General features: G+C 69.3%; 25 protein-coding genes. 12 read left to right on the top strand and 13 right to left on the bottom strand.

Going from position 1 to position 26,989, the window contains the following annotated elements; all coding sequences use genetic code 11:
• Positions 1–31 precede the first annotated feature (31 nt).
• The 5 genes from DL990_RS02585 to DL990_RS02605 form a co-directional block, all read right to left on the bottom strand.
• Entirely contained in the window at positions 32–1,867 is a 1,836-nt protein-coding gene (locus DL990_RS02585; RefSeq protein WP_125779963.1) for a dynamin family protein, read from the bottom strand.
• Positions 1,864–2,349: a nucleotide exchange factor GrpE gene (gene grpE / locus DL990_RS02590; RefSeq protein WP_125779965.1), complete on the bottom strand. Its 486-nt coding sequence runs from the start codon at positions 2,347–2,349 to the stop codon at positions 1,864–1,866. Before grpE ends, DL990_RS02585 begins: the two co-directional genes overlap by 4 nt.
• Positions 2,350–2,388: 39 nt before the next feature.
• Complete coding sequence (locus DL990_RS02595; RefSeq protein ID WP_125779967.1) at positions 2,389–3,045, bottom strand: TetR/AcrR family transcriptional regulator; 657 nt, start codon at positions 3,043–3,045, stop codon at positions 2,389–2,391.
• Entirely contained in the window at positions 3,042–3,521 is a 480-nt protein-coding gene (locus tag DL990_RS02600; RefSeq protein ID WP_125779969.1) for a hypothetical protein, read from the bottom strand. The genes DL990_RS02595 and DL990_RS02600 overlap by 4 nt, the downstream gene beginning before the upstream one ends.
• Before the next feature lie 125 nt (positions 3,522–3,646).
• Positions 3,647–5,221, bottom strand: coding sequence for a dynamin family protein (locus tag DL990_RS02605; protein ID WP_125780078.1), 1,575 nt, complete (start codon positions 5,219–5,221; stop codon positions 3,647–3,649).
• A 165-nt stretch (positions 5,222–5,386) separates the two neighbouring features.
• Here DL990_RS02605 and DL990_RS02610 point away from each other — a divergent pair, with 165 nt between their 5' ends.
• From DL990_RS02610 to DL990_RS02620, 3 genes are all read left to right on the top strand, one after another.
• Positions 5,387–6,583 carry a sensor histidine kinase gene (locus DL990_RS02610; RefSeq protein WP_125780080.1) on the top strand — a complete coding sequence of 399 codons (1,197 nt, stop codon included), beginning with the start codon at positions 5,387–5,389 and terminating at the stop codon, positions 6,581–6,583.
• Positions 6,580–7,236 (top strand): response regulator transcription factor, encoded by a 657-nt coding sequence (locus DL990_RS02615; protein ID WP_005167029.1) that lies wholly within the window; start codon positions 6,580–6,582, stop codon positions 7,234–7,236. The genes DL990_RS02610 and DL990_RS02615 overlap by 4 nt, the downstream gene beginning before the upstream one ends.
• Positions 7,237–7,353: 117 nt before the next feature.
• The gene (locus DL990_RS02620; protein ID WP_125779971.1) at positions 7,354–7,776 is read left to right on the top strand and encodes a VOC family protein; all 423 of its coding nucleotides are present in this window, start codon (positions 7,354–7,356) and stop codon (positions 7,774–7,776) included.
• Positions 7,777–8,008: 232 nt separating this feature from the next.
• Here the strand turns inward: DL990_RS02620 and DL990_RS02625 are convergent, their stop codons facing one another.
• Positions 8,009–8,920 (bottom strand): SDR family NAD(P)-dependent oxidoreductase, encoded by a 912-nt coding sequence (locus DL990_RS02625; RefSeq protein ID WP_125797779.1) that lies wholly within the window; start codon positions 8,918–8,920, stop codon positions 8,009–8,011.
• The gene (locus DL990_RS02630; protein WP_125779975.1) at positions 8,921–9,499 is read right to left on the bottom strand and encodes a TetR/AcrR family transcriptional regulator; all 579 of its coding nucleotides are present in this window, start codon (positions 9,497–9,499) and stop codon (positions 8,921–8,923) included.
• 190 nt (positions 9,500–9,689) lie between these two features.
• Between DL990_RS02630 and DL990_RS02635 the strand changes: the two genes are divergently transcribed.
• The 6 genes from DL990_RS02635 (at position 9,690) to trmB (ending at position 14,650) form a co-directional block, all read left to right on the top strand.
• The gene (locus DL990_RS02635; protein ID WP_125779977.1) at positions 9,690–10,631 is read left to right on the top strand and encodes an ABC transporter ATP-binding protein; all 942 of its coding nucleotides are present in this window, start codon (positions 9,690–9,692) and stop codon (positions 10,629–10,631) included.
• A gap of 28 nt (positions 10,632–10,659) precedes the next feature.
• Positions 10,660–11,391, top strand: a complete 732-nt coding sequence (locus DL990_RS02640) for an ABC transporter permease (RefSeq protein ID WP_125779979.1) — start codon at positions 10,660–10,662, stop codon at positions 11,389–11,391.
• Between the two features lie 149 nt (positions 11,392–11,540).
• Entirely contained in the window at positions 11,541–12,461 is a 921-nt protein-coding gene (locus tag DL990_RS02645) for an ABC transporter ATP-binding protein (RefSeq protein WP_125779981.1), read from the top strand.
• The gene (locus DL990_RS02650; protein ID WP_125797780.1) at positions 12,458–13,210 is read left to right on the top strand and encodes a hypothetical protein; all 753 of its coding nucleotides are present in this window, start codon (positions 12,458–12,460) and stop codon (positions 13,208–13,210) included. Before DL990_RS02645 ends, DL990_RS02650 begins: the two co-directional genes overlap by 4 nt.
• A gap of 196 nt (positions 13,211–13,406) precedes the next feature.
• Positions 13,407–13,922, top strand: coding sequence for a hypothetical protein (locus DL990_RS02655; protein WP_370305303.1), 516 nt, complete (start codon positions 13,407–13,409; stop codon positions 13,920–13,922).
• 44 nt (positions 13,923–13,966) lie between these two features.
• Positions 13,967–14,650 (top strand): tRNA (guanosine(46)-N7)-methyltransferase TrmB, encoded by a 684-nt coding sequence (trmB, locus tag DL990_RS02660; RefSeq protein WP_233620386.1) that lies wholly within the window; start codon positions 13,967–13,969, stop codon positions 14,648–14,650.
• A 216-nt stretch (positions 14,651–14,866) separates the two neighbouring features.
• Here trmB and DL990_RS02665 read toward each other — a convergent pair whose 3' ends face one another.
• Together DL990_RS02665 and DL990_RS02670 are read right to left on the bottom strand one after the other, a co-directional pair.
• The gene (locus DL990_RS02665; protein ID WP_125797782.1) at positions 14,867–17,116 is read right to left on the bottom strand and encodes an FtsX-like permease family protein; all 2,250 of its coding nucleotides are present in this window, start codon (positions 17,114–17,116) and stop codon (positions 14,867–14,869) included.
• Entirely contained in the window at positions 17,116–17,811 is a 696-nt protein-coding gene (locus DL990_RS02670; protein ID WP_125779989.1) for an ABC transporter ATP-binding protein, read from the bottom strand. Before DL990_RS02670 ends, DL990_RS02665 begins: the two co-directional genes overlap by 1 nt.
• A 180-nt stretch (positions 17,812–17,991) precedes the next feature.
• On the opposite strand from DL990_RS02670, the gene DL990_RS02675 reads away from it, so the two are divergent.
• The 3 genes from DL990_RS02675 to DL990_RS02685 are packed head-to-tail and all read left to right on the top strand — an operon-like array spanning position 17,992 to position 21,736.
• On the top strand, positions 17,992–19,767 hold the full coding sequence (locus DL990_RS02675; RefSeq protein ID WP_125797783.1) for a sensor histidine kinase: 1,776 nt from the start codon (positions 17,992–17,994) through the stop codon (positions 19,765–19,767).
• Positions 19,764–20,414 (top strand): response regulator transcription factor, encoded by a 651-nt coding sequence (locus DL990_RS02680; protein ID WP_125731249.1) that lies wholly within the window; start codon positions 19,764–19,766, stop codon positions 20,412–20,414. The genes DL990_RS02675 and DL990_RS02680 overlap by 4 nt, the downstream gene beginning before the upstream one ends.
• 14 nt (positions 20,415–20,428) lie before the next feature.
• Positions 20,429–21,736, top strand: coding sequence for an amidohydrolase family protein (locus DL990_RS02685; RefSeq protein WP_125797784.1), 1,308 nt, complete (start codon positions 20,429–20,431; stop codon positions 21,734–21,736).
• Between the two features lie 294 nt (positions 21,737–22,030).
• Here DL990_RS02685 and DL990_RS02690 read toward each other — a convergent pair whose 3' ends face one another.
• The 4 genes from DL990_RS02690 to DL990_RS02705 form a co-directional block, all read right to left on the bottom strand.
• The gene (locus DL990_RS02690; protein WP_125797785.1) at positions 22,031–22,717 is read right to left on the bottom strand and encodes an SDR family oxidoreductase; all 687 of its coding nucleotides are present in this window, start codon (positions 22,715–22,717) and stop codon (positions 22,031–22,033) included.
• 42 nt (positions 22,718–22,759) lie between these two features.
• Positions 22,760–24,487, bottom strand: a complete 1,728-nt coding sequence (locus DL990_RS02695; RefSeq protein WP_125797786.1) for a hypothetical protein — start codon at positions 24,485–24,487, stop codon at positions 22,760–22,762.
• Positions 24,488–24,540: 53 nt separating this feature from the next.
• The gene (locus tag DL990_RS02700) at positions 24,541–25,164 is read right to left on the bottom strand and encodes a class I SAM-dependent methyltransferase (RefSeq protein WP_233620364.1); all 624 of its coding nucleotides are present in this window, start codon (positions 25,162–25,164) and stop codon (positions 24,541–24,543) included.
• Positions 25,165–25,352: 188 nt separating this feature from the next.
• Complete coding sequence (locus DL990_RS02705; protein WP_125797949.1) at positions 25,353–26,957, bottom strand: SdrD B-like domain-containing protein; 1,605 nt, start codon at positions 26,955–26,957, stop codon at positions 25,353–25,355.
• Positions 26,958–26,989 lie beyond the last annotated feature (32 nt).

A 26,989-nucleotide genomic window follows, 5' to 3' on the forward strand; every position in this document is an offset into this window, starting at 1 on the left:
TCGGTTCCGGTCCACAACAGGACCACCCTGGTCAGGCGTCGCGCAGTGACCGAATGCGACCGAGCAGTGCCTCAGCGCGATCGCGACCGTCCGAGACGTCCTTCAGGCGCTTCGCGACCACCGAGATCTTCTTCGCCCGTTCCTGCGCGCCCATCTTGATCGTCTTGTCGACTTCCTTCAGCTCCGCCTCGATCGCGTCGATGCGGCGGCCGAGGGCCTCGTCGAGCGCCATCGACAGCTGCTGTTCGGCCTCGATCAGCTGCTCCGCGACGAGCTGGTCCAGCGTGGAACGCGCGTCCGCGATCGCCTCGACCAGCCACTGCTTCATATGCTGCTTGTCCGAGGCGTGTTTGCGGGTGCGCGCCATCCACCAGCCGGCGCCGAGGCCGATGATGATCGTGGCGGGCAGGATCACCGGATTCAGGATCGCGACACCCGCCAGCGGCAGCGCGGCGACCTTTCCGGCGCCGAGACCACCAGAAACACCCATGAAGATGAGCAGTTTGTCCTCGGCCGTCGGCGGTTTCTTGTCCGGCGGGCGCAGCACGACCGGCGGGCCGCCCGCCCTGGCGAACTGGCCGCGGATGATGGCGAGCTCTTCGGCCGAGAACAGCTCCGAAAGCGCGACGTTGGTGACCTGGTTGAGCCGCTGGGAGAGCAGCATCGAGATCCGCTGCGAGGTCGTCTGCAACGCGATGTCGACCTGCTGGGGCAACGCGGCGAGGGCGTCCCGTTTCGCGCCGTCGATCTGCTGCCGGAAATGCGTCGACGCGTCGCGCATCTGCCTGCTGGTCTCGTGTCCGACCTCGACGCGGGTCCGCTGGATCTCCGCGCGCAGTTTCAGCTGCCAGCCCCGCGTCGACGAGCGCCGTTCGGTGGTCAGGTCGTCGCGGCGCTGGCGGAGCTGTTCCGCCTCGGCCTCCCCGGCGGACAGCGCACGGCTTTCCGCCTGCGACTTCGCCTTGAGCTCGGCGAGGGCGCTCGACAGCGCGCGCAGGGTGTTGGCCTCGCCCAGCATCGCCGAGCGGCCGACCAGCATCTCCTGCAACGCGCCCTGCAGCGCGCCGATCCCGGCCTTTTCCCGCAGCATCATGGCCATCTGCTCGTTCGGGGCCTTGGCCGCCGTCTCGAACATCCGCGCGGACACCGGATGGAACACCGCGTCGGCGAACCGGGGAGCGTGCTCGGCGAGCAGCCGCCGGTCGGCTTCGAGGACCTCGCGCCAGCCGCGGAACTGGTCGGTCTTGGTCAGCGCGAACAGCACGGTTTCGACGCGCTCGCCCATGTCCTGCAGGAAATGCAGCTCCTGCGCGGTGAAGGGAGAGGATGCGTCGACGACGAACAGCAGCGCGGTGGCGCCCGCGGCGGCCTCCTTCGCCAGTTCGCCGTGCATCGAGTCGAGCCCGCCGACCCCCGGGGTATCCACAATGGACACTCGTTCGAGCAGCGGGACCGGACCGGAGACCTCGACGTAACGCGGCGGGATCTGCCCTTCCGGCAGTTCGTGCGCGGCCGAAACCCAGTGGATCAGGTCGTTGAGGTTGATCGGCACCGACGCCAGCTGGCCCGGATAACAGGCCTGCGCGGACCACTGCTCGGCGTGCTCGAAGACCAGATACGTCGCCGTGGCGACGTCGGCGTCCACAGGGGACAGTCCCGGCATGGACAGGAGCGCGTTCACGAGCGAGCTCTTGCCGCGGTTGGTCTCGCCGACCACCACGACCGACGGCTTCTTCGGCCGCGCCTTCCGGATGTCCTCGACCCATTTCGCGGCCTGAGGATCCGCTTCGCGGACGACGGTGAGCAGCTGCTCGCGCGTGCTCTTCACGACCGCCGGCAGATTGGTCGCCGCGCTCGGAGCGGTCACTGGGCCTTCTTCGCGTAGACGATGACGATCGGCGCGCGCAGGACCCGGTCGTGATCGGCGAACCCGACGACCTCGGTCTCCGCGACGAGCCCTTCGAGCGCGGGATCTTCGGTCGCGACCGCGCCACCCGCCTCGTGCACGGCGGGGTCGAACCGCTCACCGTCCGGGCGCAGGGCACGGACACCGATCCCGGCGAGACCGTGTTCCAGCCGCTCGACGACGCCGCCGCTGCGGGCGCGATCGAGGGCGTACAGGCAGAGCTGGATCAGCGCCTGCCGGTCGGCGAGAGCCTGTTCGAGGTCGGCCGGACCCGTGGTCGTGGACTCCACATCGGTCTTCGACGTGGCTTCGACGGCCACGGTTCCCTCGGACGGCGAAGTCGCGCCATCCGCTTCGGCGATGATCGCCGCCGAGATCTGGCCTGTCGGCACTTCGTCCGGGTCCACCTCGTCGACCGCCTTCTTGCGCAGCCAAGCACCCACCCGAATCGACCCCCGTAACTGGTGTCCCGGGCCTGCTGATCAGCCCGGGGAGATTTCACCAGTGTCGACCAAACGCCCGTCGGCCGGGGGCGAAATCGGCAGAACGGGACGAAGGAATCTGCTGATCAGCTCCTTCATCACCGCGAGTTCCGCTTTCGGATCGAGGTCCGGCTCCAGAATCACGCGTGAAAGCGGCGCATCGACCAACGCGACCAGCCAGCTCGCCACCGTCTTCGGATCGAAACCGGGATCGATCCGGCCCGTGTCCACCGCCCGTGTCACCAGGCCGACGAGACCGTCGCGCAGTGCACGGTCGTTGCGCTGGATGAGCCTGGCCAGATCGCCGTCACGGGAACACTGCGCGGCGACCTCGAGGACGAGCTTGGCGATGACAGGGTGCAGAAGCTGTTCCGACACATGGGTGATGACCTGGAGGATGGCTTCCCCCGGATCCTCGATCTCTTCGGCGGCCGCGAGCAGGGCCGCGGTCTCGTCGGCGTCCTGCTCGAAGATGCCGACGAACACCGCGCGCTTGTTCGGAAAGTAGTGGAACAGGCTGCCGGTGCTGATCCCCGCGGCGCGGCAGATCTCCGCCGTCGTCGTCTTCTCGAAGCCCTTCATCGCGAAACAGCCCGCGGCGGCGTCGAGGATGGCGCGGCGTTTCGCCTCGTGCTTGGCCGGGTCGACCGTCCTCATTTCACCGCCGGCGGCTCGTCGAGCCACGGGTAGCCGTGGTCGAGGAAGGCCTTGGCGACGGCTTCGCGGTCGACGTCGCCCTTCTGCCGCACCAGTTCCCGGCCGTCCGCGGCGAGCAGGACCAGTTCCTTGCCGTCGAGGAAGACGGCCTCGAGCTGTGCTTCGTACGCGCGACTGCGGCCCTTGGTGGTCAGCGTGATGCGGGTCGGCGTCACCTTGACGATCAGCCGCTCGTGCGCCCAGACCGCGGCGAAGAACAGGCCGAGGGCCAGGCCGACACCGATCCCGGTGACCACGCCCCATGGCCGCGGCATATCCGAGACGAGCTGGAAGGGGCCCTTGAACGGGACCCAGCTCAGGGACGCCACCCAGCCCGAAATCGACTGGAGGAACCAGCCGAGCGCGGCGCCGACCAGCGGACAGCCGAGCCAGGAGGCCGTGCGCAGCCACTGGGGCTCGTCGACGATCGTTTCCATGCGCCCATTATTAGACCGAGCGCTCGGTTTATCAAACCGACCCCGCAATTAGTCACCTACTTGCCCGGGTCGTATACGCGCGCGGGAGGCGTACCGGGGCAAGTAGGTGACTAATTGCGGAGGGGTCAGTCGCGGATCTGCTGCCAGATGAGGAAGTACGCCCGGTGCACGACGTGCGCGACGCGGCTCTGGGCGGGCGTCGCGCCGAAGGACGCGAAGGAACGCCACCAGCCGGCGCGTTCCAGGGCGTGGGCCGCCAGCTCGGCGCGCGGAGCGCCCGGCTTGCCGAGCTGGGCGCCGATGTCGGCGTTGCTGCCGACCCGCAGGACCTCCTCGGACAGGTCCTCGGGCATGTCGACCGCGCCGGAAGCGACCAGCGTGAGCGCTTCGAGCAGCCGGAGCTGGTGTGCCTCGGGCTTGGCGAGCAGGACCTCGATCGCGTCGTGGACGCGCTGCCGTTCCGCCGGGTCGCCGGACGCGTGGGCCAGCGCGGTGACCGAAGCCAGCGCGGCGGCCGCCTTGATGCCGTCGGCTCGGGCGGCGAAGACGATGCTCAGCCGCTGACGGACGGCTTCGAGCCCGGAGGCGTCGAGCAGCTTCCGCCGCAGCGAGCCCGCGGTGATCTCGGGTTCCTTGCGGATCGCCTCGACGGCGTACCGGACGCCGAACAGGTCCAGCTTCTCCAGCAGCCGCAGCCGGGTGCCCGCCGCGACGTCGCATTCCCAGCTGGTGAAGATGTCCGCCGAGATCAGCATGGTCTCGAGGATGTCGTCGTCCATCTCGGCCAGCTGGCGCAGCGCTTCGGCGTCGGGGGAGGTGAAGCCGCCGGACTCGGCCGACTCCGCGATCAGCCCGATCACCGGCAGCACGTCCGCGACGCGGGGCTTCAGCGTCGAGGCCTGCTTCTCCGACAGGAGCGTGGCGGCCTTCCACACGTCGCCGCCCGAGCCTTCGACCGACTCCGGCGCGATGGTGTCCGCCTTGTTGAGCACCGCGATCGCGTTGACCGGACCCGCCTCGCGGCTCGCGGTCGCGGCGGTGAACGCGGCCAAGGCCTGCTGGTCGTCGGCGCGGACGCCCTGCGTGACCACGTAGAGCACGGCCTCGGCACCCGCGACGGCGTTGCGCGAGGTGTCGTCCAGCTCGTCGGAGCCTTCTTCCTCGTCCTCGTCCTCGTCACCGTCGGGCTTGCGGTGCTTCGCCGCGCCCAGCAGCTCCTCGGTCCGCGACACCGAAGCGGCGTCGAGCGAACCGAGGCCGGGGGTGTCGATGACGGTCATGCCCTGCAGGACCGCGTTGGTGAGGTACGCCTCGATATGCGAGACCTTGTCGATGTCGATGCCCAGTTCCGCCGGGATCATCCCGTCGGCGGAGAAGGGCAGCACCTGTTTGCGGCCGTCGTTGAAGACGATCTCGACGCGGTCGACGGTGCCGTACTGGAACCTGGTCACCAGCCGGGTGCACTCGCCGACGTCGGTCGGCGCGACCCGGCGCCCGATCAGGGCGTTGACCAGGGTGGACTTACCCGATTTGATCCGGCCGGCGACGGCGACCTGCAGCGGTCCGCCCAGCCTGCGCAGCACTTCGGCGAAGCCGGCGGCGGTCCGCGCGGACACCTGCGGTTGCAGGCGATGGCAGAGATTGGCCACCGACATCGACAGCGGACCGGCGAGCCGTCCCTGCTCCGAAGGTGACGTCACGGCGCCCTGCCCCTCCCAGTCGTCGAGCCTGCCGAGGAGAATCGTGCCATGCCGCTCATCCTCGGGTCGCACCGAAGGTGGTACCGGCGACCGACGCGCGAACGACACAGGCCGACATAGTGTTACCAGGTGCGACGGTTAAGCCTCTGGATGCGTGCCCACCCCATGGCGGGCGACAGTTCCATCGCCGTCATCCTGCTGCTGACCGACCTGCTGCTTTACGTCGCCGCCGCCGAGACGCCGGAAGTCCAGTCGATGCCGCCCTGGTACGTGGCGGTGCCGCTGGACATCGCGATGGTCGCGCCGCTGGTCTTCCGGCGGAAGGCGACGCTGTGGTCGGCGTATCTGGTGCTGCTGGTCGGCATCCCGCACGGGGCGCTGGAGCTGGGCGCGGCCAGCGCGTTCGCGGTGATGATCAGCATCTACTCGGTGCTGGTCTACGTCGGACGCAAACAGGGACTGCTGTATCTGCTGGCGACGCTGGTCACCTCGGGGCTCCAGCTGTGGGCCGACCCGCCGGAGGACGTGTGGGTGCTGGCGATCATCGGCATCTTCTCCAGCGCACTGTGCTGGACGCTCGGCGAGTTCGCCGGCGCGAGGCGCGCCTATCACGAGGAGGTGGAAGCCAGGTTGCATCTGCTTGAGACGGAACGAGACCAGGCGACCAGGATCGCCGTCGGTGAGGAACGCGGACGGATCGCCCGTGAGCTGCACGACGTCGTCGCGCACGCGGTGAGCGTGATGGTCGTGCAGGCCGACGGCGCGTCCTACGCGGTCGACGGGAATCCCGAGATGGCGAAACGGGCCTTGCAGACGATTTCGGAAACCGGTCGCGGCGCGCTCGCCGAGCTGCGACGGCTGCTGGACGTGCTCCGCAGTGACGGCGACGACGAGCCGCGGGTGCCGCAGCCGGACGCCAGCGCGCTGACCGACCTCGCGGACCGGATCCGCCAGGCCGGTGTGCCGGTGACGCTGGCGATCGGTTCCGACGCGCTGGCAGGGCTGCCCGCCGGTGTCTCGCTCGGCGTGTACCGGATCGTCCAGGAGTCGCTGACGAACACGCTGAAACACGCCGGACAGGGTGCGCAGGCGGAGGTGCTGGTGCGCCGCGAGGCCGACGTGATCGACGTCCGGATCACCGACGACGGCGCCGGCCGCGCGAAACAGCTGGTGCCCGCCGCGACGAAGACGGGGTCGCACGGCGCTCCGTCGGGGCCGCGGAGACTCACCGTCCCCGGTGGGAACGGATTGATCGGAATGAAGGAACGGGCGAACGTCTTCGGCGGCACGCTGGAGGTCGGACCCGCTCCCGGTGGAGGGTGGCAGGTGCACGCGAGGCTCCCGGTTAGGTTGGCGACGTGATACGGGTGGTGGTCGTCGACGACCAGGAATTGATGCGCGTCGGGTTCCGGATGGTCCTTGGCGCGCAGGCCGACATCGATGTCGTCGGCGAGGCGGGCGACGGGGCGCAGGCCATCCGCCTCGCCGAGGAACTGCGGCCGGACGTCGTGCTGATGGACGTCCGGATGCCGGTGCTGGACGGGGTCGAGGCGACGAAACGGATCGTCGAGGCCGGGACGGCGCGGGTGCTCGTGATGACGACGTTCGACCTGGACGAGTACGTCTATTCGGCGTTGCAGGGCGGCGCGAGCGGGTTCCTGCTGAAGGACACCCAGCCGGATCACCTGGTGTCCGCGCTGCGAGCGGTCGCTTCGGGCGACGCCGTGGTCTCGCCTTCGGTGACCAGGCGGCTGCTCGACCGCTTTGTCGGCGGCGGCGGGAAGCCGATGCGGGACGCGGCCGAACTCGACGTCCTCACCGAACGCGAGCGCGAGGTGCTCGTGCTGATCGCGAAGGGCCTCTCGAACCTGGAGATCGCCGAGACGCTGTTCCTGTCCGAGGCGACGGTGAAAACGCACGTCGGGCGGATCCTGTCGAAGCTCGACCTGCGCGACCGGGTGCAGGCCGTGGTGCTCGCCTACGAAACCGGGCTGGCGCGCCCCGGGGTCACCTGAGGCCGGATCGACGCAAGTAGGTGACTACTTGCGGAGATCGCGCCGGAAAAGTGGTCATTCGGTGAGCACTTTGCGGTGGATCCTTGTCTCCAGAACCACTTGATGGAGGAGAAGGAAATGCTGCGAGGTCTCACCACCACCACGTTCTACGCCGACGACATGGCCGCCGCGATCGAGTGGTACTCCGATCTCTTCGGGATCGAGCCGTACTTCGTCCGCAACGGTCCCGACGGCGCGCCGGCCTACGTCGAGTTCCGGATCGGCGACTACCAGCACGAGTTCGGCCTGGTCCGCGGCGACTTCCGGCCGTCGATGGCCCAGCCCGGCCCCGGTGGCGCCATCGTGAACTGGGCCGTCGACAACGTCGAGGACGCCTTCGCGAAGCTGCTCGCGAAGGGCGCGAAGGAGTACGAGCCGATCATCGAGCGCGGGCCGGGCTTTGTGACCGCGGCCGTCGTCGACCCGTTCGGCAATGTCCTCGGCGTCATGTTCAACCAGCACTACCTGGACGTGTTGGCCGGGAACGTGGCGCGTCCGTGAAGGCCTGGTTCCGGACGGTCGACGGTAGCCGGACGTGCCCGAGAGTCCACAAGGGACACTTTCGGGGGATGGGGGTGGTGGCGGGGTGAGGCGCACCGGTCGTGAGTGGCGATTCGTGTTCTAACCCGAATCGCCACTCACGACCCCGCAACACCGCGCAAACTGCCCAATCGGGCACGATCACTTCCTCAAGCGTCCCTTGTGGACACTTGAGGGCGCGGCCGACCTCGAATCAGCGGTACAGGGCGTGGTCCGCCGTCTCGGCATCCTCGCCCGCGTCCCGGACTTCGGCCATCCACTTGCCGAAGTCGGGGCGTGAGCCATCGACGTCGATCAGGCCGTACTCGTTCATCAACGTCCACGAGGCCAGCGTTTTGCCCGCGAACCGCTCGACCTCCGGGTCGGTCGCCAGCTTCGCGACACCCCGCCCGAGCAGCGCCGGGGTCTCCGAGATGGCGAAGTCGACCGGAGCGGACTTGCCGACCGCGTCCCGCCACGTCTCCTCGGTGACCCCGAAGTGGTCGAGCATGGCTTCCGAACGCAGGAAGCCCGGCGTGACGGTCATGCCGACACAGCCGTACTTCTTCAGTTCGGCGCCGAGCGCCCTGCCGATCGCGCGGATGCCGCATTTCGCGAGGAAGTACGGGATCCCCGCGCCGACGTACTCGTCGTGGTCGCCGTCGGTGACCTCGATGACGAGACCGCCTTCCCGCCGCACGACCAGCGGGAGAAGCCGGTGCAGCGCGATCAGGTGCGTGTCGATCGCGTTGTGCACCAGCGTGAGCGCGTCGTCGAGGCTGGAGTCCCAGTACGCCCCCTCGAAGTCCGCGTACTGGTCGCCGCCCCAGACGTCGTCGACCAGTACGTCGATCCGGCCGTCCACTTCGGACTCGATCCGCGCTCGCAAGGCGTCCACATCGGACACTTTGGTGAAGTCGGTCCGGACGGCGATCCCCCGGCCGCCCGCCGCGTCCACGAGCTCCGCGGTGTCTTCGATCGTCTCCGACCGCTTCATCGGCGACTGGTGCTCGCGCGTCGTACGGCCGGTGACGAACACCGTCCAGCCGAGCCTGCCGAGCTCCACCGCGATCGCGCGGCCACATCCCCTGGTCGCCCCCGCGACCACGGCCACTTTCCGGTCCATTCAGGACACTCCTTTCCACGCGGTCAGCACCGCGTCCACGTCTTGCCCCATCCGGTCGACGAATCGGCCCTTCGGCCGGATCGACCAGTCCAGCGCGGCCCCGTTCGCCACCCCCAGCAGCACCCGCGCCGCACTGACGACCCCGGGCGCGCCCGGCAGGTCCTGTGCCGCGACGCGCGTCAGCCGCCGCAATTCCGCCTCCACGGCGGTGAAATGTTCACCCAGCAGGGCGCGGAGTTCCGGATCCCCGATGTCCACCCCCAGCTGCCCGAGATGGTTCGCCGCCGTCGCCGGGGTGCCCAACCCCTCGTAGACCACGACGATCGCCGCCCGCAGCGCCTCGACGGGATCGGCGAGCTCGCCGCACTCCCGCATCCGCCCTACGACCGACCGCGTGTTCAACCGGCTCAATGCCTGCAAGAGGCCGTTCTTCGAACCGAATCGCTGGGCGACGGTGCCGACCGCGACCCCGGCTTCGGCCGCCACCTGGGCGAGCGTGAAACCCGGGCCCACCATGCCGATCACGGTCTCCGCCGCGGTCAGCAGTCGTTCGTCGGTGATGGTGCGAGGCCTCGCCATGCGATTATTGAACCACGGTTCATTAACCCTGGCGAATCAGGGTCGTTCTCAGGGGTATCACCGATCGCGTACGCCGCCCGGAGACGGCAAGCTACGTCTCAGGTCGGGTATCAGGTTGGCACCTCAGGATGACGCGCTCGACCACCCACATGGACGACGATTGTTCTCGCAGTCGCCGAGGGGAGCAGACATGATCGAGGCAGTGGGCCTCACCAAGCGGTACGGCAGGACACTGGCGGTGAACGACCTGTCCTTTTCCGTCGCGGGCGGGGAGGTCACCGGATTCCTCGGCCCCAACGGGGCGGGGAAGTCGACGACCATGCGGATGATCCTCGGCCTGGACAATCCGACCGCGGGCCAGGTGCGCATCGGGGGCAAGCTGTACCGCGAGCTGAAGGAACCGCTGCGGACGGTCGGCGCGCTGCTGGACGCCAAGTGGGTGCACCCCAACCGGTCGGCGCGAGCGCATCTGCGGTGGATGGCGAAGTCCAACAAGATCGCGGAGAGCCGGGTCGACGAGGTGCTCGAGACCGTCGGGCTCACCAGCGTCGCCGGAAAGCGCGCCGGTGGTTTCTCCCTCGGCATGTCGCAGCGGCTGGGGATCGCGGCGGCACTGCTTGGCGACCCGGAGGTCCTCCTCTTCGACGAGCCCGTGAACGGCCTCGACCCCGAGGGCATCCTCTGGATCCGGAAGTTCATGCACCGGCTCGCCGACGAAGGCCGCACGGTATTCGTTTCCTCGCACCTGCTTTCGGAGATGGCGCTGACCGCGAGCCACCTGGTCGTGATCGGCAAGGGGCAGCTGATCTCCCAGTCCTCCACCGAGGACTTCGTCTCGCGGGCCGCCGAGAACACGGTCAAGGTCCGCTCGCCTCAGCTGCCCGCCCTGCGCGCCGCGCTGACTCAGGCGAGCGCACAGGTCACCGACGCCGACCGATCGCTCGTCGTGTCCGGTTTGGACAGTGACAAGATCGGCGAGATCGCCGCGGCCAACCAGATCGTGCTGCACGAGCTCAGCCCGCAGACCGGCTCCCTGGAGCAGGCCTTCATGCAGATCACCGGCGATTCGGTCGAGTACCACACGGGTCTCAGGGACGACACTGCCGAAGCCGCGTTCTCCGCCGCCCAGTAGCCGCTCACCTTCCGAGGAAAGAAAAGCCATGACTCTGCTCGCCGTGGAACGCATCAAGCTGTTCACCACACGCTCACCCTGGTGGTGCGCGCTGGCCGCACTCGCTGTCGTGATCGGTTTCGCCGCCATCGTCTCCGGTGCCGCACCCGAAGGGGAACTCACCGACGTCAGCCTGACCCAGTTCGGTTACGGCTTCGGCATGGCCGTGATCATGGTGCTCGCCGCGCTTTCGGTGACCACCGAATACCGCTTCAGCACCATCCGGACCACCTTCCAGGCCGTGCCGAATCGCACCGCGGCGCTGCTGGCCAAGACCGGCGTGGTCGCGACCCTGTCGCTCGTGATCGGCGAAGTCGCCGCGTTCGGCGCCTGGGGCCTCGCTTCGGTCATGCGGCCGGAAGACCTCGCACTGAACACCGCCGCGGAGTGGACCAGTGTCGCCGGGGTGGGCGTGGTGTTCGCACTCGCCTCGGTGATCGCGATCGCCATCGGCATCCTGATCCGGCACAGTGCCGGCGCCATCTCGCTCGTGCTGATCTACGCCCTCGCGGTGGAGAACCTGATCCAGCTCATCCCGAAGATCGGCAAGGACATCTACGACTGGATGCCGTTCCACGTCGCCGACAGGTTCCTCGGCGGTTCGGGCCCCGCCGCGGCGAACGCACCGTTGAGCCAGGCCGGTTCGCTGGCCTACTTCGCGGGCTTCGCGCTGGTGCTGCTGGTCATCTCGCTGGTCGTCGCGAACAAACGCGACGCGTAAGGACTTCCACAGGGGAAAGCCGGACGCCTCACTCGGGGGAGCGAGACGTCCGGCCGGGGAGAAAAAGGGGAACAAGGACCGGGCCGCCTAATCGGGGGGCAGCCCGGTCCTTTCCCGCGTAATGTCGGAATCCACCGGAGGGAGGGCTGATGATCGAGGCCACCGGACTCACGAAACGCTACGGCGACAAGCTCGCCGTCGACGACCTTTCCTTCACCGCCGAAGCGGGGCGCGTGACGGGATTCCTCGGCCCCAACGGGGCGGGGAAGTCCACCACCATGCGGATGATGCTCGGGCTCGACAACCCGACGTCGGGCACGGTGACGATCGACGGCAAGGCCTACCGCGAACTGCGTGATCCACTTCGGACGGTCGGCGGCATGATCGACGCCACCTGGCGGCATCCCGGCCGCACCGCGCGCGAGCACCTCCGGTGGATCGCCGCGACCAACGGCCTGCCCGACAAGCGCGTCGACGAGGTGCTCCGGCTGGTCGGGCTGGAATCGGTCGCCCGCAAACGGGCCGGGCAGTTCTCGCTCGGGATGTCGCAACGGCTCGGGATCGCCACGGCGTTGCTGGGCGACCCTCGCGTGCTGCTGTTCGACGAGCCGGTCAACGGGCTCGACCCCGAGGGCATCGTGTGGATCCGGAAGCTGATGCACGCGCTCGCCGCCGAGGGCCGCACCGTGTTCGTGTCCAGCCATCTGCTGCCGGAGATGGCGCAGACCGCGCAGGACCTCGTCGTGATCGGCCGCGGAAAGCTGATCTACCAGGGCACGATGGAGGACTTCATCGGCCGCGCGAAGGGCCTCGGCGTCCGGGTCCGCAGCCCGCATCTACCCGAACTGCGGACGGCGCTGACCGAGAAGGGCGCCGGATTCCGCGAGGAGGACGGCGCGCTCATCGTGTCCGAAATGGACAGCGACGACATCGGCGAACTCGCGTTCGCCGCCGGCGCGACCCTCCACGAGCTGAAGCCGCTCACCGGCTCGCTCGAACAGGCGTACATGCAGCTCACCGCCGGAGCCGTCGAATACGGCACCGGCCCGGTTCCGGAGGTCGTCCGATGACCGCGGCGAACATGCTCCGCGCGGAGCGGATCAAACTGCTGAGCACCCGCGCGCCCTGGTGGTGCGCGGGTATCGCGGTCGTGGTCGCGCTCGCCTACACCGCGCTCTTCTTCGGCTTCGTGCCGCTCGAAGGCCAGACGGGCGTCAACTCGACCCAGGTCGCCAGCGCGCTCGGCCGCACCGTGGTGCTGGTCCTCGCCATCCTCGCGGCGGCGACGGAGTTCAACTGGGGCACGATGAAGCTCACCTTCCAGGCGGTGCCCTCGCGGGTGCCCGCGCTGCTGGCGAAGGGCGCCGTCGTCGGGGTGTTCTCGGGGCTGATCGGGCTGCTGGTGGGCTTCGGCTCGTGGGCGGTCGCGTATCTGATCGAACCGGCCGCCGACCTGGGCATCGCCTCGGGAGCCGACTGGCGCGCGGTGGCGGGCCAGGGCCTGACCTTCCTCCTGACCGGGCTGCTCGGCGTCGGTCTCGGGCTGCTGTTCCGCAACCCCGCGTTCGCCCTCGGGTTCGCGCTGGCCTGGACGCAGTTGCTCGAGGGCCTCGTCGTGCTGATTCCGAAAGTGGGCGGCGACATCTACCAGTGGATGCCGTTCTTCGCGGCGAATCAGTTTTCCGGACCGGATCTCACGGTGGCGATGTTGAAACTCGAACCGCCGTTGGGGCCGTGGGGATATTTGGCTTATTTCGGCGGCATCTGCGTGATTGTGTATACGGCCGGGCTGATGATCACCCATCGACGGGACGCGTGAGCTTTTACCGCCTCCAAAGGAGTTAAGTCCACGTTAAGAAGCTGTGGCTTCTCTCACAGGAAGCGGACATACTGTTCCCCACCGGGCGATGCTCGGGAGTGAGCCTATTTCGGCTCGTCGGCCCCGGAGGTGATCCTTGACGGTGGATTCCGGTCAGGGAGTGGAACGCAAGATCCCGCAAGCCCGCACGGAAAGTATGCAGCCCCGGCTCGAGCCCATGCTCGACCTGGAATGGTCACAGGCGATCGAACTGCCCCGCACGGTCGCGTCCGCGACGCGGCCATCCGATATCCGCCGCGCGTGGGTGCACCGCGCACCCGAAGATCTCGTTGTCGCGCTGTACCGCGCGTCCAGTGGAATGCACGGCGAAATTCCCGCGCCGTGGTGGCTCCGCGCCGTCGTGGACGGCAGGCTCGAATCGCGAGAACTCGGTTTCCGCATCGAAGATCGCATCGCGGGCTTGCTCGGCAGGCGTCCAGGTTGGGAATTCGTCCCGTGGGCCGCGGACGGAGAATCCGGTTACTGGGAGTTCATGCCTTCCGAACGCGGAGCGTCCGGACATTCGATCCCGACCACCGTGCTGAACACCAGCCGTCACGACGGCTGGATCGACGTCCTCCCCGCCCATTCCAGTACGACGCCGTCGCCGATCCCGGTCGCCGGATTCGCGGGCCTGCGCTCGCGACTGGGGGAGTTCGAAGCGGTCCGGTAACCCCCACGTTTAATGGGTGGGTGGAAAACGAGGACCAGCCACGGATGCGCAGCGTGGTCAGTTATGTCAACCGCGGCGGCCGGATGACCGTCGGGCAGCAGCGAGCCTGGGACGAACTCTGGCCGTCGCTCGGCCGCACCGTCGGCGAACTGCCCGAGGGCCAGGTGGACTTCGAGGAGTGGTTCGGCAGGCGGGCCCCGGTCATGGTGGAGATCGGTTCGGGCATGGGCGAGACCACGTCCCAGCTCGCGGCCGCCGCCCCGGAGCTCAACTACGTCGCGGTCGAGGTGTACGAACCGGGCCTCGGCCAGCTGATGTTACGTGCCGAGAAGCTCGGGGTGAAGAACCTGCGGCTGATGCACGGTGACGCCGTCGTGCTGCTGACCTCGCACGTCGAACCGGGCTCGCTGTCCGGGGTCCGGCTGTTCTTCCCGGACCCGTGGCCGAAGAAGCGGCACCACAAGCGGCGGATCGTGCAGCCGGAGTTCGTGTCGCTGGTCGCCTCACGGCTCGCGCCGGGCGGGACCTTCCACATGGCGACCGACTGGGAGAACTACGCCGAACAGATGATGGAGGTCTGCTCGGCCGAGCCGCTCCTGCGCAACCGTCACGCCGGCGAGCCCGGTGGCTGGGCGCCGCGTCCGGAGTGGCGGCCGGTCACGAAGTTCGAGAACCGCGCCGACGTCGAAGGCCGGATCTCGCACGACCTGAGCTTCGAGCGGGTCTAGCCCGACAGAAAGGGCCGGTCAGGACGTCCCCACGTCCCTGACCGGCCCTTTCTCACACCCCGCACCTCGGGATACCCCCTGCGTATCCCCGGTGCCCGTTCATCCCTCCCCCGACAGAGGGACGACCGGGCACCCGGCCCGTGGGTGGATCACCACCGACTCCACCCACGAGACCTGCCCGCCCGGATGCCATGACGCCATTCGGGCGAACTTTTCTCACTCGTCGGCCAGTGGCTCCGACTGCACCCGCTTGAGCGCCGGGGTCGAGACGGATGCCCCGAGCAACGCCACCCCGATTCCCAGCACCACGGGTGCCAGCAGCCAGGGGCTCAGCACGACCGCGTCCTTCTCGACCATGCTGTAGAGCCCCATGCCGACTCCGATCCCGACCACACCCGCGCCGATGGTGGCCACCATCGCGGGCAGGGCCGCTTCCATCCGCAGCGCCCTCGCCAGCACCCGGACCGGTGTCCCGGCCGCGATGAGTGCCCCGAAGGTGCGGCGGCGGTCCATCACCGAACCCGCGGTCGCCACGGCCGCGCTGCATCCGGCGAGCACGCCGGCGGCGATCAGGCCGATCACGGTGACCCGGCGCAGGTCGCCGAGTTCCTGCTGCTGGCCGATCAGGTGCAGGCCGCGGCTACCGACCTCCTGGCCGGGGGCCGCGCCGACCAGCGCGGTCCGGACGACCTCGGCGTTCGCCGGGGTGGTCGGCACGACCACGTTGACGTATTTCGGCTCGACACCCGCGGGCAGGAGAGCCGGGTCGAGCACGATCGTGCTGGACGTGTCCTCGTCGCCGTTCGGGAAGAGCTGCACCGGTACCTTCGGATCCAGCGCCGTGCCCGCCTTGTCGTACTCCGACGTCACGCGGTACACCGCCGGGTCGATCTTCTGCCTGCTGTAGATCGCGGGGCCCTGCGCGCAGGAGCCGCCGATGTTCACCCGCAGCAGTTTCGTGGCGTCCTCGCAGGTCATCACGAACGCCCGGTTCAACGTCTGTGAGCGGGTCCCCGTCTCGCCGGTGGCCAGGTAGACCTCACCGACCGCGATGGCCTTGTCGGTGATCCCGTTGCGGGCGAGGGAGGCGTTGGTCTGCTCGACGGCCTGCCCCGCGTGGGCCGCGTCCGACTCGGCGTAGAGGACGTTGTCCTTGAAGGTCCGGCCGCCACCCGCCATCGACTCGAACGAGGGCAGCAGGGTGAGCGCCATGGAGCCGGTGAAGACAGCGAGCACGACACCGGCGGTGGCGCGGTAGGCGCTCTTCGGGTCGTCGCGGAGCCTGCGCCCGGCCAGCAGCGACGCCGGTTTGCGCCAGATCCGGACGAACGTGCCGCCGACCGCCGAGGTGACCCACGGTCCGACGATGGCCGCCGACCCGACCAGCAGGAACAGTCCGAGCATCACCATCGGCAAGCTGGCGTTGTCCTGGCTGACCGCGAAGAGGAAGAACGCACCGGCCACGGGCACCGCGAGCAGACGCCACCAGTGCAGCGGTTTGCGAGCGTGCGCCGAAGCAGCGAACAGCGGCGTCTTCAGCACCCGGCGGATGCCGAGGACCCCGGCGAAGACGACCAGCAGCGGAATCGCCACGGCGATCGCGATGGTCGAGCCGATCGAAAGACTGAAGTCCGACGCGAGCCACGTGCCGCCGCCCCACGGGACGAACGTCGAGAGACCTTGCAGCGCCGGTGCCACGAGGATGCCGAGCAGGGCACCGACGCTGGCGGACAACGCCGTTTCGGCGGCGACGATCTTCGTCACCTGGCCGGGGGTCGCCCCCGCCAGCCGCAACGCGGCCATCCGCAGCTCACGCCGGGCGGCGGTCAGCCGGGCCGAAGACGCGACGAGTACCAGGCTCGGCACGAGCAGGACGATGACACCGACCCAGGCGAGCAGCGCGAGCAGCGGGTCGGGCTTCGCTTCCTTGACGGGGAAGCCGTCCGCGGCCATCGCCGAGGTCGGCATCGACTCCGGGGTGTGGCCGACGACGGCGACCAGCTGCTCCGGGTACAGCAGGGAATCGGGTCCGAGCGAGTCGACGAGTTTGCCGAACCGGTCCCCGAGCTGCGCCTGCGGCGTCGACTGGATCAGTTTCCCGAGCGCCGGGGAGACGATCGCCTCGCCGGGCGCGGGCAGCCGCGGGATGCCCGGCGGCAGGCTGAGCATCGGCGACGTGCCGGTCTGGGCGATGTCGACTCGGGTGATCTCGCGGTCACCCGAGTAGTCCTTGTTCGCGGCCATCAGCAGCGGCGCCGCGCGCTGGGGCTGATCGGACTCGGAGTAGTAGCTGTGGATGTCCTGCCAGATCGCGCGCTGGGCGCGGGCCTGCGTGGCCCCCGGGAGAGAGGCGAGCAGGATCACCAGACTGGTCGCGACGGCGACCCCGACCGCGGTGAGGATGGCCGACGTGCGGGTCCGGCGGTCGACCCGAAGCACCCGCATGGCCAGCTGGAAACTGTTCATTACGCGGCCAGCCTCGTCGCGATCAGGCCGTCGCGGATGGAGACGGTGCGCGGCATGGCTTCGGCGAGCTCGCGGTCGTGGGTCACCACGATCACCGCGGCACCGCTGTCGGCGGCCGCGGCGAGCAGCGCGTCCATGGTGGCGCGGCCGGTGCGGGTGTCGAGCGCGCCGGTCGGCTCGTCGGCGAAGATCACCTTCGGCCGGTGCGTCAGCGCCCGCGCGATCGCGACACGCTGCGCCTCACCGCCGGAGAGCTCGCCGGGGCGGCGCTTCTCTTTGCCCGCGAGGCCGAGCTTCGCCAGCCATTCGCGGCCGGCCTCGATGGATTCCTTGCGCCCCTTGCCGCTCAGCAGCGAAGGCAGCGCGACGTTCTCCTCGGCGCTCAGCTCGGCGACGAGCATCCCGGACTGGAACACGAAACCGAACTCGGTGCGCCGCAGTTCGCTGCGCTTGCGTTCGTTGAGCTGGTCGACCCGCTGTCCGGCAAGGAAGATCTGCCCGGAGTCGGCGCGGAGGATCCCGGCGAGCACGTGCAGCAGCGAGGTCTTGCCGGAGCCGGAAGGCCCGACGATGGCGACCGCGTCCCCCGCCTGGATGTCGATGTCGATCCCGGCCAGCGCGTGCTGCGTGCCGTATCGCTTCACCAGTCCACGCCCGGCGAGTACCGGCTGCCCTGTCCACTGTGGATCTACCACCGCGAGTCTCCCTAGTCAGTCACTTGTGTTCGGCTTCGGGGAAGAGCTTCGCCGTGGACCACCTGTGTCCACTTCGGGCAGACGGCCAGTGCTGATCACGCCCGCATCGGCCGATCGGCCGACCCGGCTCGGGCCGGTCGGCCAAGGTGCGGACGGCGCCGGATCCTCTACCGTCACGGTGTGACAGCAGGTCCCTCCCAGAACAGGTTCTCCGCGCGGGTGAGTGCGCTCGCGCGCCGGATCGGCATGCCCGCCGTCGTCCTGCTGGCCGCGCTCGCCTTCGACCTCGTCTTCGTGACCGACGCCGCTTTCGACGACACAGGCCGCCGCGGGATCGATCTCCTGCTCTTCCCCGGCATCTTCGCGATGGTGTTCTGCGCGCTCTGGGCGCAGAAGCGGGCCGCCGTCGCCGCCATCGCGGCCTCGGTCGTGCTGGTGGCGTACACGCTGGTCGTCCGGTACTTCGACATCCCGACCTACTCGAGTGTGCTCGCCCATCTGTCCATCACCGAGGTGGTGGCGGGGGTCGAGGTCCTGTTCTACGCCGCGCGCCGGACGCGGCCCGGTGTCGCGTTCGCCGTGATCTCCGGTCTGGTGCTGGCCACGCTGACCGCGGTGTCCGGCCGCTACTACTACGGCGACAACTCGAACGGCACCATGGCGCAGGCGATGCTGTTCGGTGGCATCCTGCTGGGTTGCACGCTGGTCTTCGCGATCCCGGGACGCGACCGCACGGCGCACCCGAACCGCTACGAGAAGCTGCAGAAGCTCAACAAGCTGGTGATGGGCCAATGGCCGCTCATCGGCTTGCTTGGCATCGCGCTGATCCTGGAATTCGGCTTCACCTACGAGAGCGGGGCACACGGCTTCCCCATCGTGGTCTGCTCGATCGTGGCCGCGGTCATCGCGGTCGCCGCGCCGCGCCGACCTGCCGACGCGATGGTCGCGCTCACCGCGGTCATGCTGCTTTCCGCGCTGGTGACGCCGTTCCTCCGGCTCCGCTACGACTACCCGACACCTGGCGGAGTGCCGGGAGCACAGGTCGTCGCGGGGATGGGCCTGGTCGTCACCCTGGTCCGCGCGGTCGGGCTGAGCAAGGCTGTGCCCCGGATCGCCGGACTGTCCGTCGTGGTCGCCCTGGCCTGCGTCCTCAACGCCAGGCGGCCGACCCCCAACCTGACGACCGACCCGGACGACCTCGCCGGTTTCGCCGTCATCGCGCTGCTACTGCTCGGCATCTCGGTGGCGGTCGGCCTGGCGTTGCGGTCGCGGGATTCGGAACGCACGCAGGTCATCCAGTCGGCGATCAGCGACGCGCAGACCTCCGAGCGGATGGCGCTGGCGCGGGAACTGCACGACGTCGTCGCCCACCACGTCACCGGGATCGTCGTGCAGGCGCAGGCGGCGAAGATGATGGGTGAGAAGAATCCGCAGGTCGCGGTCGAGGCGATGGGCCGGATCGAGGACGCCGGGGTGGAGGCGCTCGCGGCGATGCGGCGGCTCGTGCGGAGCATGCGCGGCGACGCGCCTGCCGGGAGCAGCGAGTTCAGCGAACAGGCCACCACCGATCTCGCCGCCGACCTGCGGACGCTGATCGAACGGTCGAACCACGGCGTGAAGACGTCGATGAAGCTCGAACTGCCGCCGAACGTGCCGCACGAGGTCGGGCGGTCGGCGTTGCGGCTGGTGCAGGAGTCGCTGACGAATGTCGGCAAGCACGCGTCCGGCGCGAAGGAGGCGCTGGTCATCGCCGAGGTGAGCGAGAACGAACTGCACCTCCAGGTGACCGATGACGGACGCGAGCCCCACGGCCGTCCGGCCGGCGGGTCGGGCGGCTACGGTCTGATCGGCATGCGCGAACGGGTCGCCCTGCTGCACGGCCGGCTCTCCGCCGGACGGGCGCCGGGCGGCGGATGGCGCGTCGAAGCGTGGCTACCACTTGAAGGAGAAGAGTGATCCGGGTATTGATCGCCGACGACCAGGACATGGTGCGGATCGGCTTCCGGATGATCCTGGACGCACAGGACGACATCGAGGTGGTCGCCGACGTGGCGGACGGCGTCTCGGCGGTCGCGAAGGCGCGCGAGCTGCGGCCGGACGTCTGCCTGCTGGACATCCGCATGCCGGGAATCGACGGGCTCGAGGTCACCAAACAGCTGGCGGGGCCGGACGTCGCCGATCCGCTCAAGGTGGTGGTGGTCACGACGTTCGATCTCGACGAGTACGTGCACACCGCGCTGCGGAACGGCGCGAGCGGGTTCCTGCTGAAGGACGCCGGGCCCGCGCTGCTGATCGAGGCGGTGCGCGCGGCCGCGCGCGGGGACGCGCTGGTCTCGCCGCAGATCACCGTCCGGCTGCTGAAGCATTTCGACGGCGGGACGGTGAAACGCGACGTCAGCCCGCCTTCGGAACCGTTGACCGCGCGGGAGCTGGACGTGGTCAAGGCCGCCGCGAAGGGGCTGACGAACACCGAGATCGGTGCCGAGCTGTTCCTTTCGCTGTCCACGGTGAAGACACATCTGGCGTCGGTGCAGGGCAAGGTCGGCGCGCGGAACCGGGTGGAGATCGCGGCCTGGGCGTGGCGGAGCGGTGTCGTGGACTGACCTAAGCTCCTTACATGCAACGCCGTTTCCACGCTCCCGTCGTACTCCCCGCCGACCCCGGTTGCTCGTTGCTGCGTGACGCCGTGGTCGACGTGGACGAAACAGGGCGTATCACCCATGTCGGTCCCGCGTCCGGGGCTCCCGAGACGTCCGCTCCCGTGACCCGGTTGAGCGGTCTTCTCCTGCCCGGCCTGGTCAACGCACACGCGCACAGCCCGATGACGCTGCTGCGCGGGATGGGCGGCGACCTGCCGCTGCTGCGGTGGCTGACCGAGATCATCTGGCCGACCGAGGCGAAGTTGAAGCCCGCCGACATCCGCACCGGCATGATGCTGGGCTCGGTGGAAATGCTGCGGCACGGCGTCACGACCAGCGCGGAGATGTACTTCGAAGGCGAGCAGCTCGCCGACGCCGTACTCACCACCGGCGGCCGGGTGGTGCTGGGTCCGCCGATCATGGAACTGCCGGGGATGGACTGGCGCGCGATGCTGACGAGCATCGAACGCTGGATCGACACCGACGGCCTCCGGTTCGGGCCCGGCGAGCGGATCGAGGTCGGCTACGGGCCGCACTCGGCGTACATGCTGAACGCCGAAGCCCTGCGCGCGACCGCGGAATCGGCGGCCGAACGCGGCGCGCTGGTGCAGATCCACGTGGCCGAGGCGGCGCTCGAAGACGTCAAACAGCGTGAAGAGCACGGCTCGGTGCCCGCGCTGCTGGAGAAGGTCGGGATGCTGCGGGGCCGGACGCTCGCCGCGCACGCCATCCACCTGTCCGACGAGGACATCGCGCTGTTCGCCGCGCGCGGCGTCGGAATGGCGCACTGCCCCGGCTCGAACGCGAAGCTCGCTTCGGGCATCGCGCGCGTGACGGAGCTGCGGAAGGCAGGCGTCGCCGTCGGGCTCGGCACGGACGGCCCGGCGTCTAACGACGACATCGACCTGTGGGAGGAACTGCAGCTCTCGGCGATGTTCGCGCGGCTCGCGACCGGCGAATCGACCGTGCTGACCGCGGCCGACGCGTTCCTGCTCGGCACCCGCGGCGGCGCGGGCGCGCTGGGCCGGACCGACATCGGCGCGCTGGAAACCGGCCGATGGGCGGACATGGTGCACGTCGACCTCGACGACCCGGCGTTCGCGGCGGGCATCGACGTCCCGGACGAGCAGCTGCTCTCGAACCTCGTCTGGGCCGCGGGCTCGCGGCGTGTCCGCGACGTGTGGGTGGCGGGCGAGCAGGTCGTCGGCGACGGCGAATCCCTGCGCGTCGACCGCGCGAAGGTGCAGGCCGAAGTAGCGGAAACCTCGGCGCGACTGCGCTCCTAACTCACCTACGCAGCCCCCGCCCATCCCGGGGGGCGACCCCGAGGCCAGTCTATCGGGGGTTGGGGCTGGGACCTGCGTAAAAGCGCTGATCAGGGCCTGGTGTCCACAACGGTGCGAGGCTGTGGACAACTCGCCGCTGGGCCTGGGCGCCCAATGTGGCATTGGGGACGTTGAGCGACCCCAATGCCACATTGGGCGCGAACGCGGCTGGCGGTGGAACCCGAGTCCGGGGTTCCGAGTGTCTCGAATGCGACCTTGGGGAACATGCGAGCAGGGCGAAGCAAGCGCGAGCGGCTAGACCAGGCCGCGCGGCCGAAGGGTCACCTCGGTGGGGTGCGCGTCATCGGTGGCGGAGACCGCGGCGAGTACGGCGGCCGCGACGGATTCGGGGCGCAGGAAGCGTTCCGGCTCGTACGCGCGGCCCTCGTCGGCGACGATCGCCTGCTGCATTTCGGTGTCCGTGCGGCCGGGGTAGACCGACGTCACCCGCAGCGCGGACTCCTCCTCCCGCAGCGCGTCGGCGAAGGCGCGGACGGCGAACTTGCTGGCCGCGTACGGACCCCAGCCGGGGCGCGCGTTCTGCCCGGCACCCGAGTTGATCACGACGACGTGCCCCTTCGCGGCACGTAGCGCGGGCAGCAGCTGCCTGGTCAGCGTGACGACTCCCAGGACGTTGACCTCGAAGTTCGCTCGCCAGTCGGCGTCGGTCGCGGCCTCGACCGTGCCGAGCCGCGCGACGCCCGCCGAGTGCACCAGCACGTCCAACTCGCCGAATTCGGCGGTCGCCGCCTCCAGCGTCTCGACGTCGGTCAGGTCGATCGGCCACGGCCGGGCGTCGGGCAGCGTGTCCGCCAGCGTGCCGAGCGCGTCGGCGTCGCGACCACCGAGCAGCAGCCGGTGGGTCGGGGCGAGCGCGCGGGCGACCGCGGCGCCGATACCGCGGGTGGCGCCGGTGACGAGAGCCAAGGGGAGATCAGCCATACCGCCACGCTAGTGGTTCGGGTCTGAACCACTGACGCGTGTTCAGTCGCCGCACACGACGGGCGGCGTCGCCACCCGGGGGAACCGGAGGGAACCGCGCGTGAACGACCCGATGAAGTTGTCCGCGAGCCGTCCGGCCGTCAGCGGATCCCGCACCGACGCGTCGATCTCCACGATGTCCGGGCAGTCGAGCGCCGCTCGTGCGGCGGCGACGTCCTCGCCGCGGGCCGGGCCGCCCTCGGCGATCGGGAGCCGCGCCGAATTCGCCAGCTCCCACACCGGGGGCAGCCACTTCTGGTGGCCGGGCCTGCCGTTGGCGAGCGAAGTCGAATGCGCGGCGAACGGGTTGGCGAGGCCGTATCCGTCACGCAGTCGCATGTCGAGCGGGATCAGCAGGCCGAGTGCGCCCATGCTGTCCGCGGCGACGGTCACGTACGGCCGGTCCGTCGGGTACGCGTACCAGCGTCTGGTCGCGTAGTCCTGGATCAGCACCGCGGGGCCGCTCACGCCGCGGATCGCTTCCAGCGTCGACGGCATCAACGGATGGCCGGCGTAATCCTCCGCCAGGATCGGGTGCTCGTGGCCGGTCGCTCGCGACCAGAACGAGCGCTCATCCGTGACGCCGACAGCGCGCGGAGAAGCCGAGTACGACGGGCGAAGCGACCCGGCGGCCACGACCGCCCAGATCCCTACGACGGCGAGAAGCACCACGGTCACCCTCGTCACCGGCAAGGCCAGCACGGGCAACAGCAGGCAGAACAGCGCCGGGAGCAGCATGCGCCCGTGCATGAAATCCCCGCCGACCCGGATCACGTACAGCGCGAGCAGCACCGCGCCGACCACCGGGACCGCGGTGAGCACCGCGAACGTCTTGTCCACAGTGGACGCGACGGTGACCACGGCTGCGGCGAGCGCCAGCAACGGGAGCCACAGCCAGTACGGCTGGACGAGGTCGGTCAGGTACGACCAGCCGCGAGCCCAGTTCGCCTCCGACGCCTCTTTGACCAGCGCGGTGTTCGGCGTCAGCAGACCGTAGTAGCCCATCCGGAACACCTGATAGACCAACGGGAGCGCGGCCGCCACCACCAGCAGACCCAGCGCGCGACGCCGTCCCGGTCGCGCGAGCACGAACAGCGCGGCCAAGGCGACGGCGCTGAAGAGCGCGAGATCGGGCCGCACCAACGGCCCCAGCCCGGCGACCAGCGCGACCGGCCAGATGCGCAGATCGTCCATTGTGGACGTACGGCGGACGAGCAGCCACCAGGTACCGCCCAGCCACAACGTGATCAGGCCGGTCTCGAGCCCGGACGTCGCGAAGTCGCGGAACGGCGGCAACGCGCACACCACCAGCGCGCCGGCGGGCGCGAGCCCGTGGAACGCCAGCGGCTGGTAGAGCCGCCGGGCGCCGTCCAGACCGAAGAACAGCCCGGCGACCGAGAAGAGCAGCCCGGTGACCGCGGAGATCCACTCCAGCGGCACTCCCGGGATCAGCCCGAGCACGCTCAGCGCCGCTGTCCACAAAGGACTGGTGTTCGCCTCGACCCGCTCGCCGATGTTGAACACCGGCCCGTTGCCCGCCAGGATCTGGCGGACCGTCCGCAGCACGATCAGCCCGTCGTCGCTCATCCAGCGGCGGCGCCAGGCCAGATCGGCGTAGACCATCAGCACCAGGCCGAACCCGAACCACGTCCAGGTCGACGGCCGCCGGAACCAGGTGCGCGAAGGCCAGTCGGGCGTGTTCTCACCCGTCGTCGTATTCGTCTGCGTCATGGCCCCGCCCGCCTCGGTTGCGTGCGCAGGAGATCAGGTCCGCGGCCCAAGAGTCAAACCGCCCGGGCGGCGAGGCAGGACTGTGGCAGCTTCCTCCCTTCCATGGCCAGCCGCGCGGTGACCTCGAAGCCTGCCCTCCCCAACAGGTCGGCGACCTTGCCGGGCTCCAGCAGGTACGCGTCATAGGTGACCGGGTGGCCGTACGCCGTCTCCGGGCTCAGGCGCTCGTCGCCGACGTGGAACCCGAGCAGCAACCGCCCGCCCGGCGCGAGCACGCGGCGGAACTCCGCGAACACCGCCGGCAGCACCTCCGGCGGCAGATGGAAGATCGACCACCAGGCGACGAGACCGCCCAGTTCGCCGTCCGGTAGATCGAGGGCGGTCATCGAGCCGACGAAGAACCGCAGCTCAGGGTGCTGACGGCGAGCGACCTCGATCATCTTCGGCGACAAGTCGACACCGGTGACCTCGAGGCCGAGCGACGCCAGATGGGCGGTGACATGGCCAGGGCCGCAACCGACGTCGGCGACCGGGCCGCGCACCTGCTCGGCGAACGCGGCGAGCATCGCGCGACTGATCGGCTCCTGCTCGAAGAGCGGGCCGATCCGCGCCACGTAGTCCTCGGCGACGGTGTCGTAGGACTCGCGGGTGGTGGTCAGGAACGAAGGTTCGGTCACGATGGGCGACGTTAGCGGCACCCACCGACAATTCGCGCTCGTGAGCGGCGAGGGATGAGGCGACTCGCGTGATCAGACGTCGAACTCACGTGATTGGAGGCGCAACACGCGTGATTGGGCGACGATCACGCGTGATTGGAGGCGTAACTCACGTGATTGGAGGCGTAACTCGCGTGATTGGGCGGCGATCACGGGTCGAGCAGTCCGGCGTCCCTGGTCAGGTCCTCCGGCGCCGCCGGTTCGGCCACCGGTGTGCAGCCGGTCGCGGGATCCGCCGCCGAATCGGTGCCGTTGTACCGCGCCGCACCGGGCCGGGTCAGCTGACGGGAGCCGACGCCGAAGCACACCTGGTACGAGCCCGGACGCAGGCTTTCGAAGGCGTATCGCCCGTCGGGCCCGGTCAAGGTCGAGCCTGCTTCCTTGCCCGAAGCGTCCTTCAGCGTCACCTTCACGTCCGGGACACCGAGCTCGTCGCGGCTCTGGAGGCCGTCTTTGTCCTTGTCCAGCCACACGAAGTCGCCCAGTTTGCTCGTCGGCGCGGTCAACCCCGCCGCGAGCGTCAGGTCCAGGCGTTTACGAGGCCCGACCGTGGTGGTCGCCGTGCATCCGGTCGCCGGATCGGCGTCCGAGTCCTTCGCGTCGTCGCCCGCGTCCTTCGCCGTGTACGTGAAGGGAAGCCCGCTGATGTCGAAGCAGACCTGGTAGATGCCGTCTTTCAGCTTGGTGAAGCGGTACTTGCCGCCGGCGTCCGTCGTGAGGGTGCCGAGCGCAGTGCCTGACGCGTCCTTCAAAGTCACCTTCACGCCCTGAACGCCCGGTTCCCCGGAGTCCTGCAGCCCGTTGCGGTCGAGGTCGTTCCAGACGAACTCGCCGATCTCGTCGATGGCGGGCGGCGGGGTGACCTTGATGGTCGTGGTCGCGGTCTTCTTCGGCACCGTGCCGCTGGAGACGGTCACGGTGCTGACGTGGCCGTTGTCCGCTTCGGTGACGTTCTTGTGGTCGCAGGTGACGGTCGCGGACTTGCCGCCTTCGAGGGTCGCGATCGGGGCGGGTTTCACGTCGCAATACGGGTCTTCGACCTTGATGTCGGTCAGCGTCGTGGTGCCGTCGTTGGTGACCGTGAACCGGTAGTTCGCGGTGGTGCCCGCCTCCAGGGTGGCCGTGGCGCCCCAGGCCCCGCTCGCCGGATCCCGCACCTCGGCCTTGGCCGAGAACGAGGCGACCTGCAGGTGGACGCAGTCCCACATGACCCAGTTGCGGTCGGTGGCGGCGAAGAACTTCACCGAATTCGCCGACGGCGGGGCGGTCGACGGCGGGAAGTCCTGCCGGGCCAGTTCGCCGTCGGTTTCGACGGCGTGCACGACCTTGAGCTTGTTCTCCAGGACGACCTTGCCGGAGCCGTCGTAGAACCGCAGCCCCGTCTCCTGGACGGCGTCCGCGCGCCGGAGGTTGCCGTCGTTCGTGCCGGTCCAGTCGGTCAGCGTGTAGACGGCGCCAGGCACGAACTTCATCGCCGCGTAAGCGGTGCTGATCATCTTGTCCGGCGTCGAGATCAGGGCGTATTTGCCGCCGTCGGACTGGTAGCCGCCGGCCGTCGACAGCCGAGGCTGCTTGCTCCTCGGCGTTCCGTTGGGCACCGGGGCGGCCGGGTTGAACGTGTACCCGGCGGGCGGGCTGCCCTGTTCCACGCTCGGATTCGGCGCGGCGCCGCCGGTGCAGCCGGACGGAACGGTCGCGGCCTGCGCGGACACGGGAACGATGCCCGCCACGAGTGCACCTGCCGCCATGAACACCAGTGCCCTTTTCACAGGGCTGAAGCTAATGA

The sequence above is a fragment of the Amycolatopsis sp. WAC 01416 genome (assembly GCF_003947485.1).
GTDB lineage: Bacteria > Actinomycetota > Actinomycetes > Mycobacteriales > Pseudonocardiaceae > Amycolatopsis.